Source organism: Empedobacter sp. UBA3475, assembly GCF_002378465.1.
GTDB lineage: Bacteria > Bacteroidota > Bacteroidia > Flavobacteriales > Weeksellaceae > Empedobacter > Empedobacter falsenii_B.
In genome coordinates, this window is sequence record NZ_DFRA01000065.1 from 71,447 (window position 1) to 87,087 (window position 15,641).

The following is a 15,641-nucleotide window of genomic DNA, read 5'->3' on the forward strand; positions in this document are numbered from 1 at the left end:
CGTCGAACAACGGTCGAAGAATGGTCGAACAACAATCGAACAAACTAAAAAACAACTAAAAATTCATATCGCTCAAAACGATGATAAATAGAGGCATAAAAAAGAATTTTTCTTTTTACTAATTGAATAAATAATGATAGGACAAATACGGACACAAAAAATGTTTTTTTTATAATTATTCTAACTTTTTAGTATCTTTATGAATCTTCGTTTTTTGAAAAATCAATAAAAGACGAAAATTTATTAAAAACTTCCTCCGAAATTAGCACCTTCAAATAGTTTTAAAATTCCAAAAAAAGGAATAAAACTTAAAAGTAATACAAGATATAATATCCTATTTTTATAGTTAAAAATAATGGATATTACTGAAAAAAGTGGACATAAAATAAAAGACCCAAATCCAGTAATAGCTATAAAATCGAACATAAAATTTTGATTTCTTGCTATTTCAGTTCCATCAATACTATACATAACAATAAAGCATAGAAAGAAGAATATTGTCAATCCTATAAATACTCTTGATATGTTGATTTTGGTTGGCTGATTCATACAATTTATTTGAATAAAAATAAGTAAACTTTACAGAAAGCATCTCACTGAAAATAGTGATTTACAATTTTGCTTAAAATTTGATTGTATTGAAGCAGTAATAAATAAAAAACCCATACTGATAATCAGTATGGGTTTTCTTTAGATTGTGATCCAGTCAGGATTCGAACCTGAGACCTACTGCTTAGAAGGCAGTTGCTCTATCCAGCTGAGCTACTGGACCAATCCAAAATTCTATTACTAAAATTCGTCGGGGTGGCAGGATTCGAACCTGCGACCTCCTGCTCCCAAAGCAGGCGCGATGACCGGGCTACGCTACACCCCGAGTGGTGTTTTATTTCTAGCTTTAAAAAAGCGGAGAGACAGGGACTCGAACCCTGGCATCGGTTTCCCGATGACAGATTAGCAATCTGCTCCATTACCGCTCTGGCACCTCTCCTAACTTTTAAAAATAAGACTGATTAGTCTCATAAAGCGGTTGCAAATATATATTGACTTTTATTGCAAAACAAGTCTTTTTAGAAAAAAAATTAAATTATTTGGCTTAATTTTGGCTATTCAAAAGACTATTTAGAACTAAAAGAATGAATTTTAAAGGATTAGTATTTTCGGCAATTTCTTGTTTTTTTATTTTGGCTAGTTGTGCAACTAAAACAGTTCCACCAAAAACAATTACAAAAGTAATTCGTGACACAGTCATTATCAATTCAAAAACAGATCAACCGGAAATGACTCGAGCTGCAAAACTCGACAAGTACAAGGTGACAACAGATTATTATCCATCTATTTCGCAAGATGAACGTGTACGATTTTTAGTGTTACACTACACAGCAATCAACACAGAGTTATCGTTAAAAGTATTGACTCAGAAAGATGTAAGTGCACATTATTTGGTAAATGATTATGATGACAAAACAATTAATCTTTTAGTTGACGAAACAAAACGTGCATGGCATGCAGGTGTTAGTAGTTGGAAAGGATTGGATAATATAAACTTTTCTTCTATTGGTATCGAAATCGTTAATCTTGGAAACAAAGGAACGGATGCTTATCCAAATTACACGCCTTATCCAGATTATCAAATCAAAAAAGTAGGTGAATTGACACAAGATATTGTAAAACGTTATAATATTTCTCCTTTTAATGTAATTGGGCATTCTGATGTTGCGCCAGGAAGAAAACCAGATCCGGGTCCACTTTTCCCTTGGAAAAAATTATATACAGATTACGGTGTTGGTGCTTGGTACGATGATACAGACAAGTATGTATTTATGCAACAATATCCTTGGGATACAACAAGTTCCGTTTTTATCACACAAGTGCAAACTGATCTTAAGAAATATGGGTACAACGTTCCTACAAATGGAATGATAGACGCGCAAACAAAAAATGCAATTGTGGCATTTCAGATGCATTTCCGTCCAGAAAAATACGATGGAGTTGTAGATGCTGAAACTTGGGCAATCTTGAAAGCATTAAACAAAAAATATAATCCATAAATCAATTTTGATTTATAGTATGAAACTCCTACGTGTTAGGAGTTTTTTATGGAATAAACTTTCAGTAAAATAATATGAATAAATAGCTTAATTTTCATTAAAAATGGAATTGAGAGTTAAGAAAAATTGAAGTAATTTTATCCAAAATAATATAACATGGCTTTTAAAAGTTTGCGCCCAATTATTTGGACGAAAGATTTACAAAAAACAACAAAATTCTATAAAAAATTAGGATTTAAGATTGCTGATCAAAATGAAGATTGGATTTGGGCTTGCTTGCAAAAAGACGATGTAGAAATTATGTTGGCTTATCCAAATGAAGGAGCAGATTTTGAACGAGCTAATTTCACAGGTTCTTTTTATTTTGTTGTAGACAACGTAGACGAGTTGTGGAATCAAGTAAAAGATGATTGCGAAGTTGTATATGAAATTGAGACCTTTGAATGGGATATGCGCGAGTTTGCAATCTACGACAACAATGGTTATATCTTACAATTTGGACAAGAAATAGAAGTTACATTCGAAGATTAATTATGATCTCAAAACGATATTACAACATTATTTTAGCGATAATTATTCTTATTATTCCAATTGTTTTTTACATGATTATTAACACTATGGTTAGTATAAAATATGAAACCGACGGAGTTGACACTTGTATTTCTACTGTAACAGGAAAAAATCTTTGTTCGCAAATCGATCAACTAAAAGTTACTATTTATATTGACATGATTGTGATGATTTTCTGGTTAGCCTTAAGAAACTTAATCGTAAAAAAATAACTTATGGATTATCATTTCGAAGAAAAATTTGAACAAATTAATTTCTCAGAAAATCAAAATATATCTGGTGAATACGAGAATTGCGAGTTTATAAATTGTGATTTGAATGGATTAGATTTAAGCGATATCAAATTTATTCAATGTCAATTTATCGAATGTAATTTGAGTAATGTAACTTTAGAAAACACAAGCTTTCAGCAAGTTGAGTTTATGAATTGTAAAATGATAGGTTTTAATCTCGAAAATTCGAACAAATTTGGGTTAAGCATTTCATTTGAAAATTGTACGTTAAACGACTCATCTTTTTATGAATTACCGCTAAAAAAGACAAAGTTTAGCAATTGTTCTTTACAAAATGTAGAATTTTCTTTCGCAGATCTTAGTCAAGCTTATTTTATGAATTGTAATTTGGCTCACACCATTTTCTATCAGACCAATTTAAAGCAAGCCAACTTCAAAACGGCTTATAATTTCACGATAAATCCGAATGATAATCAATTGAAAGGCGCGCAGTTTTCCAAAGAAAATTGTGTTGGATTATTAGATTATCTTAGAATTACAATAAATTAAAAAAAGGTTTCGAACAAAATCGAAACCTTTTTTATGCTTTTTACTTATACTATTCTAATCAGAATAAATAATCACAGATTATATTTTACTAAATCATAACATTTTAGAATAAATTACTTCTATATTTTATCAATTTGTCAATAATTATTTCTTGATTTAATAAATAATAAGATTATTATTGCATCTTTTTTTGATAAATTTTCTGAAATAAATCCAACTCAGATTATCAACTTAAAACTTTTCTTGACATTTTTTTAAGAAATTAAAAAAATTGTTAGCGTATTATTTACACTAATAAAATAAAAAAGAAATTCTTTATCAAAAAAAGCATTATTATTTTTCAATACATTATTTTAGTTAAACTTAAGTCTATTTACTAAGTCAACACAAAATCACAAATAATGTACAACTAACACCATTTATTAAAAATGAAAAAATTTTTTTTCGCACTTACTCTACTATCCACTTTTGGAGCCACGGAATTAAAGGCTCAATACGCTTCTGAATATGATGGCGGTTTGGTCGTTAAATTAAATCCAGAAGGAAGTAAATATGTTCGATTTATTCTTTGGGGACAAACTTGGTTTCAGGATTACGAAGGAAAACACGTCAATGATGGATTTTCTATCAAACGAGCGCGTGTTCTTGCTTATTCGCAAATCAATGATCGATTTATGATTTTAACACATTTTGGTGCAAATGGAATCTATGATAATAACCTTTCTCCGATGGGAAAAAGTACAGATGTATCGTTTTTCTTGCATGAAATGTTTTTACAATATAAGGTAACGAACAATTTAGCAATTGGTGCTGGAGTTCACAATTTTGGTGGAATTTCTCGTGGAAATGGTCAAGGTTCTATCAATATGTTGACACTAGACAATAACAGAGCTGACTGGTCTACACTTGGTTTGTCTGATCAATTTTCAAATCATTTGGGAATGTTTGCAAAAGGGCGAATTGGAAAACTAAATTATCGTTTAGCATTAAGTGATGCTATTACGAATACTTTGGACGGAAACTCTTCGACAGTTTTACAAAACGGACAAGAAAAATATTTAGGAAAAGCGATACTTGGAGAAGGTAAATATGCCGTTTCAGGTTATTTTGATTATCAATTCTTAGATCAAGAATCGAATGCCTTACCTTATCGCGTTGGAACCTATTTAGGAACTAAAAAAGTATTCAATATCGGAGCAGGATTTTTCAATCAGAGTAATGCAATTGTCAAAAAAGAAAATGATAATTTGATTGGAGAAAATGTGACTCATCTTGCAGTTGATGCTTTTTATGATGCGCCAATCGGAAAATCTTCTTCGATAACAGCTTATGCGAAATATCAAAACTCTGACATGGGCGAAAATTATGTACAAGGGAATGTTGTAGGAGATGGAAATCAGTTTTCTGGACATGTTGGGTATTTATTGCCTAAAAACATCAAAGAAGGCGAAGGAAAATTCCGCAATAGAATTCAGCCGTATGTTGGATATTCTTACAGAGATTTCAAAGGTTTAGTGAAACCTGCAAACGAATTAAAATTAGGTGGAAACTGGTACATTGATGGTCAGAATGCTAAAATTTCTGTCGAATATCAAAAATCTTTCGATCAACCCAAACACATGGATGACATGATAACAATACAAGCAATGATATTATTATAAAAAACACACAAGAATTAACACAAAAACACATTATTTATGAGCGAAACTGCTAACAAAAAAACAATCTGGAAAGTGATTGGTGCTTCCTCGATGGGAACGCTAATTGAATGGTATGACTTCTTTATTTTTGGAAGTTTAGCTGTTGTAATTTCTACTAAATTTTTCCCAGCTGACAATCCTACAGCTGCCTTTTTATCAACCTTAGCAACATTTGCTGCTGGATTTGTTGTACGTCCATTTGGTGCATTATTCTTTGGTCGATTAGGAGACATTATTGGTCGTAAATATACGTTTATGGCAACTTTAGTATTAATGGGAGGAGCAACTTTTTTAATAGGATGTATTCCATCTTACGAATCAATTGGGTTTATCGCACCTTTATTAGTATTAATCTTACGTTTATTACAAGGTTTAGCACTTGGAGGCGAATATGGAGGTGCTGCAACATACGTAGCAGAACACGCACCAGACGGAGAAAGAGGATATTGGACTTCTTGGATACAAACCACTGCAACTGTTGGTTTATTTGTTTCGTTAATTGTTATTTTATTGACGAAAACATTATTATCAGAAGAACAATTTGACCTTTGGGGATGGAGAGTTCCATTTATTTTATCAATCTTGATGGTTTACGTTTCATACTTGATTCGTAAAAATATGGACGAATCGCCAGCTTTCAAAAAAGCAAAAGATGAAGGAACAACTTCTAAAAATCCTTTGAAAGAATCTTTTGGGAATCGTTACAACATGAAATTCGTTTTATTAGCACTTTTTGGAGCTGTAATGGGACAAGGAGTTGTGTGGTATACAGGTCAGTTTTACTCAATGAGCTACATGAAAACGGTGATGAATGTAGAATCTGATCAAGTAGATTCTTTGTTAGGAATTGCTTTATTATTTGGTACACCTTTCTTTGTGTTCTTTGGATGGTTGAGTGATAAAGTTGGTCGAAAATGGGTGATGCTAATCGGAATGATTGTCGCTGTATTCTCGTATCGACCAATATACGAATCAATGTATCAAACAACAAATCTTGAAAATAAAGAAGTAATTGCAGCACAAACAATTGAAAAAGCTGAAATCAAAAATGTTGACGAAAAATCTGATTCTATTTATACAATTCAAAAATCATTTACAGATGGCACAACTTACAAACAAGTTACAACGCGTCATCTAGAAAATGGTCAAGCAAAAATTGTAGATGGAAAAGTAAGTGAAATTGTAAAAAAATCGACACATATTAATAGTGGTGATAAATGGAAATTAGTTGGATTAATTTGGATTCAAATTATTTTTATCACAATGGTTTATGGTCCAATTGCTGCGTTCTTAGTAGAGATGTTCCCTGTTAAAATTAGATATACATCGATGTCCTTACCTTATCACGTAGGAAACGGAATTTTTGGAGGTCTTTTACCTGCTGTTTCTACTTATTTGGTAACAAATGCCAAAAACAACGGAGATCCGCAGTTTTACTTAGAAGGTCTTTGGTATCCAATTGGAATTGCAGCTGTTTGTTTTATCATCGGAGCAATTTATATCAGTAATAAAGACAGAAATGTTAACTAAAAAAACTATTAAAAATGGAAGCAATTAAAAAAATATTAGGAATCGTTTGGATCGCATTATCACTTGTTGTAGCCTACTTTTGTATCATGGAATTTGGAATTCCAAAATTATCATCAGGCTCTCAAGATGATTTAGTATTCGGAATTATTATTCTATTTGTCCTTACACCAATTATAGTTATTGGAATGGCTCTTTTTGGCTATTACGCATTACTCGGCGAATATAACGAAGACAAAATGTAAAAAACTATACACGAAATCCTCAACATATGTTGGGGATTTTTTTGTATTTTAGAATATGATGCAACGACTTATTATTATTTTATTCATTCTATTTTCTTCTTGTTCTAATTCGATTAGAGAAGGAAATTATTATGAAAAAATTGACAAGTATAATATAGAATATACGATAAAAGGAAAAGGTCCCGTTCTAATTGTTGGGCATCCTACTTCTGGGAAAATTGCATACGAAAACTCTTTACAACCTTTAGAAAAATATTTTACAGTTGTCTACTATAATTCCCGTGGAATTGGACGTTCCGAAACGCCAAAATCTTACGAAGAATACCAAGATTCGCATCTCGTAAAGGAAATTGACGAACTAAGAAAAAAATTGAATATAGATCAAATTTGGCTGTTTGGACATTCAGATCAAAGTGCGATTGCTTTGCAATATGCTGTAGATTATCCTGAGCACTTAGATGGTTTGATTCTTTCTGGAACTGGATTTATCAATAATTTTGATGAAATGATGAATGATCGAAATATCTTCGAAACTAAACGAAAAAATACCGAAAAGTGGTTCAAACAAGTTGTAGATGACTGGGATTATATGCTAAAAAATAACACTAAAACAGATGCTTCTGGTCGAGATTTATCTTATTCTCCGATAAAATGGTGGTGCTACAATCAAGAAACTTTCGAAAAAGTAAAACCTTATTACGACTCCATCCAAAAAATTGGGAAACGAAAAGAAATTCCTAATCAAATTAATCCATATACGACTGAACAAAATATTGATAAATATCTCATCTATCAAGAAAAATTCAATCAAATTACAATTCCAATTTTAATTATTAATGGAAAATTTGATACAAATAATCCTCCGAAAAAAGTCGAAAAACTTCATGAATATCTTCAAAATTCAGATTTATTTTTAATCGATCATGCAGGACATTTTCCTTGGATTGAACAAAAAAATGAAACTTTTCAGATAATAAAAAATTGGTTGAATATAAATCTTAATAGATAAAATTTTTAATTTATTTCACCTCTAAAAATTCATTTTTCAATAATCCTTTTGACGAAATCAGAAAAAAATATCGATAAAACGTTAACACTATTCGAATAGTTTTGGCATAATTTGTGTCATTCACAATTTAAAATCAACAAATTATGAAAAAAGTATTTTTAACATTAGTGCTCGCAGTATTTGCAACTTCAGCATTTGCACAAGAAATTAAAACACCTCAAACATCTGCTAACGTAGGTTCTACACCGATCAAACAAGGTAATTGGTTAGTAGGAGGTTCTATTGGATCTTTAGGTTACTCTTTTGAAGGAGAAAACTTTAACATTAACTTAAATCCTCAAGCTGGATATTTTGTTTCTGATGGATTTGCAATTGGTCTTACAACTGGTTTTGGCTTACAAACTGTAAAAGATGGAGATAACATTTACCAATATAAATTAATGCCATTTGCTCGTTACTATTTTCCTGAAGGAGCAAGTTCTACAGGACGTTTCTTTGGACAAGGTGAAGTAGGCATAACTGGAGCTAAAAGCGGTGGAGTTTCTGATACTTCTTTCGGTTTCGGAATTAACGCAGGTTATGCACACTTCGTTTCTAGAAATGTAGCTTTAGAAGGAATGGTTGGGTACAATTATTCTAAATCTAATTTAGCAAATGCTCAAGCTCAAAACGGTTTGGGATTAGCAGTTGGTTTCCAAATTTATTTGGGACATAATTAAACTGAAATATAATTCAAATACAAAAAGCCTTGCAAATGCGAGGCTTTTTATTTATAATATAATTTCTAAAATTGTTTTATATCTGTTCTTTTTCCGTGATAGAAAAGTATTTTCCAATGTTCTTCTTTTGCTTTTTCTTCCCAACGCACACGATCTTCCATCGCTTTTACACCGTCAACATCATTTTTGAAAGCTGCATGATATCTAAAATAATTAAGTTGAGGCAAATTATCTGCACCATAGAAAACAATATCTTTATCATTTTTGATCCAAAAAACTTGTTGAAAAGGAACGTGTCCACCGGTAACTTCAAATTGAATATTTTCTGAAATAAAACCAGAATTTTCCTCATTCATCCATATAATATTTTTGAATGATTTCAACTTTTCTAAACGATCATAATTATAAGAATTATTTGTTTGAGCAACCGCATAATCATATTCGCGTTGTTGAATATAAATTTTTGCTTCAGGAAAATTACATACAAACTGATCACCTACCCAATTTCCAATTCCGTTGATATGATCTTTATGTAAATGTGAAATCAATACTTTAGTGATTTGATTTGGATTAATATTATGTTCGCGCAATTTCCTTAAAATTATTGGTTCACAATCTATTTCAGTTCCGAAACCACAATCAATCAAAATATTATCCTCTCCAATTTGTATCAAAAACGGACGAACAATCAAATTATAACCATCTGTTGGACGTTTTACATCTACATCATCACTTAAATAATGAAACTCTTTTTTCGCATCAACATGAAAAACACCTTCTAAAAGAGAAATAACTTTCATTTAGTTCTATTTTTTACAAAGGTAATTCGTTTAGATTTTTTCCACAAAAAAAGGCTTCCAAAATAGGAAGCCTTAAAAATATTATGATTCAAATCTTATTTTACAATTGTCATTTCATCAACGATGTGTTTTGCTCCAGCAAATTTATCAACAACCCATAAAACATAACGAATATCTACAGAAATCGTACGTTGTAATTTAGGATCAAAGATAACGTCACCAGCCATTGCTTCAATGTTTCCGTCAAATGCAATACCGATTAATTCACCTTTACCATTCATTACTGGAGAACCTGAGTTACCACCTGTAATGTCATTATTTGATAAGAAATTTACGTGTAAATATCCATCTTTATCTCCATATTGTCCATAATCTTTGGCTTTCGCTAAATCTAATAAACGTTGTGGATTTTCGAATTCTTCGTCACCTGCGATGTGTTTTGCAACTGTACCTTCTAATGTTGTAAAGTAGTTAGAAGCAACATCTGGTTGACGTTTTGGATTTGTACTTTTTGGTAAATTTTGGATAGAACCGTAAGTTAAACGTAACGTAGAGTTAGCATCTGGATATAAAATATTTCCGATTTTAGACTCACGTAAACCTTTTACCAATAAACGGAAGTTTTTAGAATAAACATCATTCAATTTTGCTTGTTCATCAGTTTGCTTAGAAGCTCTTTCTACTAAAGCATTTGACAAAACATATAAAGGATCTTTTTTCAAGACTTCTACATCTGGAGAAATTAAGAAATTCTCAACTTGTTTTTGATCAGCGAAGAAACTTCTTTCAACAGCATCATTTACATAAGCTGTAAAGTTCTTGTTATTTTGCTTCGCTAAATCAGCAACATAAGGCGCTAAACCAGCTTCGCTCGCTTTAGAAGCATAAAGATTTAATTGAGCAGCCAATAAATCTTTTTCTAAAGGTAAATACATTTTTTCGTAATATGCATTGATTGCATTCTGAATTTTCGGACGCATTTCATCACGTTTTGCATCATTCGCTGCTGCATAGTTTTCTAATGCTTTTCCAATAGAATATGGCGCACTTGCTAAAGTTGAGTAACGCAATAAAATGTTGATGTAATTGTTATGACGAGCATCTAAATTTGTTTTCGCATAATAATTATTCAAATTCGAAACAACATCACCATATTCGGCTTTGTTTGCTCCTTTTTGAGCCCATTTATTGAATTTTTCTTCTTCTTTTGTTTTCTTCGCAACAGTTCCGTGAAGTTTTAAAGCTTCGATCATTCCATCACGATTTTTCCAATAGTTCGCAACTCCAGCATATTTAGAAGCATAATCAATATTTACTTTTTGATTTTGCTCCATATATTTTTTCATTTGATCCATTGTCACTTTAGAAGCTTCAACCCATGCAGGATAAGCGTACTCTACATTTTGAGCAACACCTTGCGCTGGCATCCAACGATTTGTACGACCTGGATAACCTAAAATCATAGCGAAATCATTTGGTTGATATCCTTTTAAAGAAACTGGTAAATGATGTTTTGGTTGCAACGGAACATTGCTTGTAGAATAAGCTGCAGGATTTCCATCTTTGTCACCATATACGCGGAACATAGAGAAATCTCCTGTGTGACGTGGCCATTCCCAGTTATCTGTATCTCCACCATATTTTCCAATAGAACTTGGAGGTGTTCCTACTAAACGTACATCCTCATAGTCTTGGTAAACAAAATAGTAATATTCATTTCCTTGGAAGAATGAACGAACAGAAACAACATATTTTCCGTTTTCACTGTTCTCTTTTTCAATTTTTGCAATCTCTTGGTTAATCGCTTTTTCACGATCTAACTCAGACATTTTATCATTTACAACACCTAAAATACGTTTAGAAACATCATCCATACGAACGAAGAAACGTACTTTTAAGCTTTTTGGTTTTAACTCAGCAGCTTTATCTTTCGCCCAAAAACCATCTTTTAAGTAATCATGTTCTGGAGCAGATAATTCAGCAATAGCACCATAACCACAGTGGTGATTTGTCAAAACTAAACCTTGTCCAGAAACCATTTCAGCAGTACATCCACCACCAAATTGTACAATAGCATCTTTTAAAGAGTTATTGTTGATACTATAAATTTCTTCTGAAGTTAATTGTAAACCTTGTTTTTGCATATCACGGTGATTCAGACGCTCGATGAACATCAAAAACCACATTCCTTCGTCAGCTTTCACTTTAAAAGGAAAAAGCATAACCACTAAAAGCGTGGATAATAAAAATTTTTTCATTATTTGTTTGTCTTCAATTTTACGAATTGCTAAAATAATTGATTATCTGAAGTTCTCCTAATCTTTAAGTATTTAATAAAGTTTTACTGAGGTTTTATTGTTAAAAAAAGATTATTTTTATTTAATTAACACAAAATTTGAATCGTGAAAGTAAAAATTAAAATCATTAATCTACTTTAGGTTATGATTGGTTTTATAGAACAAAAAAATCCGAGAAAATCTCGGACTTTTTACTTTATATCAAAACTTAATTAAGCTTCTTTATTATCTTGAGGTTTATCCTCTTTTTTCTCTGCTGATTTAGCAGGTTTTTCTGTTCTCTCTGGTTTTGGCAACAAAGCTTTACGAGATAATTTCATTTTCTTTTTATCATCGTAACCTAAGAATTTAACATCAATTTTATCACCGATGTTTACAGAATCTTCAACTTTTTCAAGACGTCTGTGCTCTAATTCAGAAATGTGAACTAAACCTTCAACTCCTTTTGCAATCTCTACAAACGCTCCAAATGGTTTGATAGATTTTACAACTGAATGATATGTTTCACCAACTTCTGGAACGAAAGCAATTTGTTTGATTCTTTCTACAACACGATCGATGTTTTCTTGAATCACACCATTGATTTCTACACGTCCTGTTGTATCTAACTCAGTAATTGCAATAACTGTTTCAGTTTCTTTTTGCATTTCTTGAATTACTTTTCCTCCAGGTCCGATTACTGCTCCAATGAATTCTTTAGGAATTTCAATTACAACAACTTTTGGTGCATTTGGTTTCAATTGTGGACGAGGTGCTGGTAAAGTTTCTAATAATTTACCTAAAATGTGCTCACGACCTTCTTTTGCTTGTAACAAAGCTGTTTCCATGATTTCCATAGATAAACCTTGTACTTTAATATCCATTTGACAAGCTGTGATACCGTCTGCAGTTCCTGTTACTTTAAAGTCCATATCTCCTAAGTGATCTTCATCTCCTAAGATATCAGACAATACTGTAAATTTCCCTGATTTAGTATCTGTGATTAACCCCATTGCAATACCTGAAACTGGTTTCTTCATTTGTAAACCAGAGTCCATAATTGCTAATGTTCCTGCACAAACTGTTGCCATAGAAGAAGAACCGTTAGATTCTAATACTTCAGAAACAATACGAACTGTATAAGGACAATCGTCAGGTAACATTTGCGCTAAAGCACGTTGTGCTAAGTTTCCGTGACCAACTTCACGACGAGAAGTTCCTCTTAATGGACGAGCTTCACCTGTTGAGAATGGAGGGAAATTATAGTGTAAAAAGAATTTTTCGTCGAAGTTTGTTACAACTCCATCAACCATATTAGCATCTTTAGAAGAACCTAAAGTTACTGTAGCTAATGCTTGAGTTTCCCCACGTGTGAAGATTGCAGAACCATGAGTTGATGGTAAATAATCAACTTCTGTCCAAATTGGACGAATCGTTTTTGGATCACGTCCATCTAAACGAATTCCTTCGTTTAAGATTAATTGACGTACAGCTTCTTTTTGTACATCGTGGAAGTAAATGTGAGCAAAAGGAGTTACACGAGCTAACTCTTCTTCATCTCCTTCGTATTGAGCTAAGAAATCTGCTTCAACTTGAGCAAATTTATCACCTCTTTCGTGTTTATCAGATGGGTGTTTAGCGATATCATAAAATTTATCATATCCATAAGCCCATACTTTTTCGCGAATTTCTTCGTCGTGTGTTTCGTGGCTATATTCACGTTTTGGTAAAGATTTACCTACTTTCGCTGCTAAACTTTCTTGTGCTTCAATTTGTTTTTTAATCTCAGCATGAGCAAATTCAATTGCGTCTAACATTTCACGTTCAGAAATTTCGCTCATCTCCCCTTCTACCATTACAACAGAATCTTTAGAAGCACCAACCATAATGTCGATATCTGCTTGGTCTAATTGTTCTTTTGAAGGATTAATCATTAACTCACCATTCAAACGAATAACGCGAGCTTCTGAAATTAATGTGAAAGGAATATCTGTAATTGCAATGGCTGCTGATGCAGCTAAACCAGCTAAAGCTTCTGGCATTACATTTTTGTCGTAAGAAATAAGTGAGATCATGACCTGAACCTCAGCATGAAAGTCTTCTGGAAACATTGGGCGTAAAACACGGTCTACAAGACGCATTGTTAATACTTCATCATCTGATGGTTTTGCTTCTCTTCTGAAGAAATTCCCTGGGATGCGTCCTGCAGCGTAAAATTTTTCTCTATAATCTACTGTTAAAGGTAAAAAATCTACACCTGGATTTGCTTCTTTGTTTGCTACAACTGTAGCTAATAACATGGTGTCGCCCATGCGTACAACCACAGATCCGTCAGCTTGTTTTGCTAATTTCCCTGTTTCGATTGTAATTTCTCTTCCGTCTGAAAGAGTAATTTTTTCTGTGATCGCCTGTGGAATCATTCGTCTTCTTAGTATTTAATTCGTCTAAAGTTAAAGCCGTTTGCTTTAACTGCATTATATAAAGATAAATATCTTATTTTAATTTATAACAAAAAAAAAGGCAATTTCTACGTAATTGCCCTTTTATATTGTGTTTAAAATTACTTACGTAATCCTAATTCAGCGATAATCGCACGGTATCTTGTGATATCTTTTTTCTTTAAGTAGTTTAATAACGCTTTACGCTTACCAACTAACATAACTAATGATCTTTCTGTATTAAAATCTTTGTGATTTTTTTTCAAGTGACCAGTTAAGTGGTTAATTCTGTAAGTGAATAATGCGATTTGCCCTTCTGCAGATCCTGTATCTGTTGCAGATTTACCATGCTTTGCGAATAATTCGCTTTTTACTTCTGATGTTAAGTACATGCCAATATTATTTAATAATTATTATGTAATGAGGTGCAAATGTACAACTATTATATGAAATAATAAACTTTGTACAAAAATAAAAGTGACCGATTGGTTAATTCGGTCACTTTTTAAAAATTTGGTTTAGTTTGATTTAGATAGATAATAGAAAGTGATGTTTTAATTTCTACTAAATCAGATAGGTTTGTTAGTTGTAAAAGACTTGCTTTCACGATTTTTGGTTGGTAGGTTAAAAGTCGGCTTAGTTTTTTAATAAGTAATTAATAGGTTGGTTAATAATTATTAAAAATAGGTTTGGGTAGGTAAGATTAATCTTCTATAATTCGTATTTTTTTATTCGTGATAACTTTTATCGGATACACAATTTTTTCATTTTCTGTTTGTATTGTCATACATATATTATTAATTGCAATTATCACGCCTTTTGTCTCATCTTCTATGATTACTTTTTGTCCAATTTCAAAATTCCTATTTGTGTAAAACGACAATAATAATCTATAAATAATATCTTTAGAACCTAATCCAAATGCAATTGCCAATGTCAAAAATATTGATCCTAAAATTAATGACAGATTATTTGTAATTAGCTCTGTATTAACACCTGCTTGATTTAATGAAGTAATTATCGTAAAAATAAGGATGATATAAAAAATGATATTACTAATAATATTTGCTCCGTTTAAATCAATTGATTTAATTAAACTTCTTAAAAAAGTTTTGATATAGTTAGCCAAATAAAATCCTCCAGCAAATATTAACACTGCACTAAAAAATTGTGGCAGATAATCTACAATTCTTCCTATTTGGTTAGAAACGACTGTTAATCCAAAAATATCAGATCCTATAATAATGATTAACAAAATAATAAACAATCGTACAAATTGTAAAATAATCTTAGAAGGATCTATTTCAATAGAGGAGTTTTTCAACGCTTCACTGTTGTTTAAAGCATTTTTTAATTTATCTATCTTAGATAATTTTAATATGTACTTAGTCAATATTAGAATCAATCTTAGCAAGATATATGACAGGATAATGAATATAATACCTCCTACAACTTTAGGAAAAACGAGTACCATTTCTTGATATAAACTTTCTAACAAGCTAAAATTTAAACCTATATTCATATAAT

At 31.6% G+C, this 15,641-nt stretch carries 15 protein-coding genes and 3 tRNA genes; 9 read left to right on the forward strand and 9 right to left on the reverse strand.

Annotation, left to right across the window (positions count from 1 at the left end; all coding sequences use genetic code 11):
• Window positions 1-243: 243 nt before the first annotated feature.
• From B3I31_RS13445 to B3I31_RS13460, 4 genes are all read right to left on the reverse strand, one after another.
• Window positions 244-549: a hypothetical protein gene (locus tag B3I31_RS13445; RefSeq protein WP_180906354.1), complete on the reverse strand. Its 306-nt coding sequence runs from the start codon at window positions 547-549 to the stop codon at window positions 244-246.
• Window positions 550-698: 149 nt separating this feature from the next.
• Window positions 699-772: transfer RNA gene (locus B3I31_RS13450), tRNA-Arg, on the reverse strand.
• Between the two features lie 27 nt (window positions 773-799).
• Window positions 800-874, reverse strand: a tRNA-Pro gene (locus B3I31_RS13455).
• A gap of 30 nt (window positions 875-904) precedes the next feature.
• Window positions 905-988, reverse strand: a tRNA-Ser gene (locus B3I31_RS13460).
• Between the two features lie 145 nt (window positions 989-1,133).
• Here B3I31_RS13460 and B3I31_RS13465 point away from each other — a divergent pair.
• The 9 genes from B3I31_RS13465 (at window position 1,134) to B3I31_RS13505 (ending at window position 8,600) form a co-directional block, all read left to right on the forward strand.
• Window positions 1,134-2,048 carry an N-acetylmuramoyl-L-alanine amidase gene (locus B3I31_RS13465; RefSeq protein ID WP_114999956.1) on the forward strand — a complete coding sequence of 305 codons (915 nt, stop codon included), beginning with the start codon at window positions 1,134-1,136 and terminating at the stop codon, window positions 2,046-2,048.
• 156 nt (window positions 2,049-2,204) lie between these two features.
• Window positions 2,205-2,579 carry a VOC family protein gene (locus B3I31_RS13470; protein WP_038333665.1) on the forward strand — a complete coding sequence of 125 codons (375 nt, stop codon included), beginning with the start codon at window positions 2,205-2,207 and terminating at the stop codon, window positions 2,577-2,579.
• Window positions 2,580-2,581: 2 nt separating this feature from the next.
• On the forward strand, window positions 2,582-2,830 hold the full coding sequence (locus B3I31_RS13475; RefSeq protein WP_180906344.1) for a hypothetical protein: 249 nt from the start codon (window positions 2,582-2,584) through the stop codon (window positions 2,828-2,830).
• A 3-nt stretch (window positions 2,831-2,833) separates the two neighbouring features.
• Window positions 2,834-3,400 (forward strand): pentapeptide repeat-containing protein, encoded by a 567-nt coding sequence (locus B3I31_RS13480; protein ID WP_180906343.1) that lies wholly within the window; start codon window positions 2,834-2,836, stop codon window positions 3,398-3,400.
• Window positions 3,401-3,828: 428 nt separating this feature from the next.
• Window positions 3,829-5,061 (forward strand): hypothetical protein, encoded by a 1,233-nt coding sequence (locus tag B3I31_RS13485; protein ID WP_291059545.1) that lies wholly within the window; start codon window positions 3,829-3,831, stop codon window positions 5,059-5,061.
• A gap of 36 nt (window positions 5,062-5,097) precedes the next feature.
• The gene (locus tag B3I31_RS13490; RefSeq protein WP_291059547.1) at window positions 5,098-6,630 is read left to right on the forward strand and encodes an MFS transporter; all 1,533 of its coding nucleotides are present in this window, start codon (window positions 5,098-5,100) and stop codon (window positions 6,628-6,630) included.
• Window positions 6,631-6,644: 14 nt separating this feature from the next.
• Window positions 6,645-6,872: a DUF6814 family protein gene (locus tag B3I31_RS13495; RefSeq protein WP_291059549.1), complete on the forward strand. Its 228-nt coding sequence runs from the start codon at window positions 6,645-6,647 to the stop codon at window positions 6,870-6,872.
• A 58-nt stretch (window positions 6,873-6,930) separates the two neighbouring features.
• Entirely contained in the window at window positions 6,931-7,881 is a 951-nt protein-coding gene (locus B3I31_RS13500) for an alpha/beta hydrolase (protein ID WP_114999944.1), read from the forward strand.
• Between the two features lie 143 nt (window positions 7,882-8,024).
• Window positions 8,025-8,600, forward strand: coding sequence for a hypothetical protein (locus B3I31_RS13505; protein ID WP_291059552.1), 576 nt, complete (start codon window positions 8,025-8,027; stop codon window positions 8,598-8,600).
• A gap of 65 nt (window positions 8,601-8,665) precedes the next feature.
• On the opposite strand, the gene B3I31_RS13510 is transcribed toward B3I31_RS13505, so the two are convergent.
• From B3I31_RS13510 to B3I31_RS13530, 5 genes are all read right to left on the reverse strand, one after another.
• Entirely contained in the window at window positions 8,666-9,400 is a 735-nt protein-coding gene (locus B3I31_RS13510; RefSeq protein ID WP_291088161.1) for an MBL fold metallo-hydrolase, read from the reverse strand.
• Window positions 9,401-9,495: 95 nt separating this feature from the next.
• The gene (locus B3I31_RS13515) at window positions 9,496-11,658 is read right to left on the reverse strand and encodes a S46 family peptidase (protein ID WP_038333656.1); all 2,163 of its coding nucleotides are present in this window, start codon (window positions 11,656-11,658) and stop codon (window positions 9,496-9,498) included.
• 251 nt (window positions 11,659-11,909) lie between these two features.
• Complete coding sequence (locus tag B3I31_RS13520) at window positions 11,910-14,096, reverse strand: polyribonucleotide nucleotidyltransferase (RefSeq protein WP_038333655.1); 2,187 nt, start codon at window positions 14,094-14,096, stop codon at window positions 11,910-11,912.
• Window positions 14,097-14,236: 140 nt separating this feature from the next.
• A complete protein-coding gene (gene rpsO, locus B3I31_RS13525) occupies window positions 14,237-14,506 on the reverse strand; it encodes a 30S ribosomal protein S15 (RefSeq protein ID WP_038333654.1) in 270 nt (89 codons plus the stop codon).
• Between the two features lie 311 nt (window positions 14,507-14,817).
• Window positions 14,818-15,636 carry a mechanosensitive ion channel family protein gene (locus tag B3I31_RS13530; RefSeq protein ID WP_280050084.1) on the reverse strand — a complete coding sequence of 273 codons (819 nt, stop codon included), beginning with the start codon at window positions 15,634-15,636 and terminating at the stop codon, window positions 14,818-14,820.
• Between the last annotated feature and the right edge of the window lie 5 nt (window positions 15,637-15,641).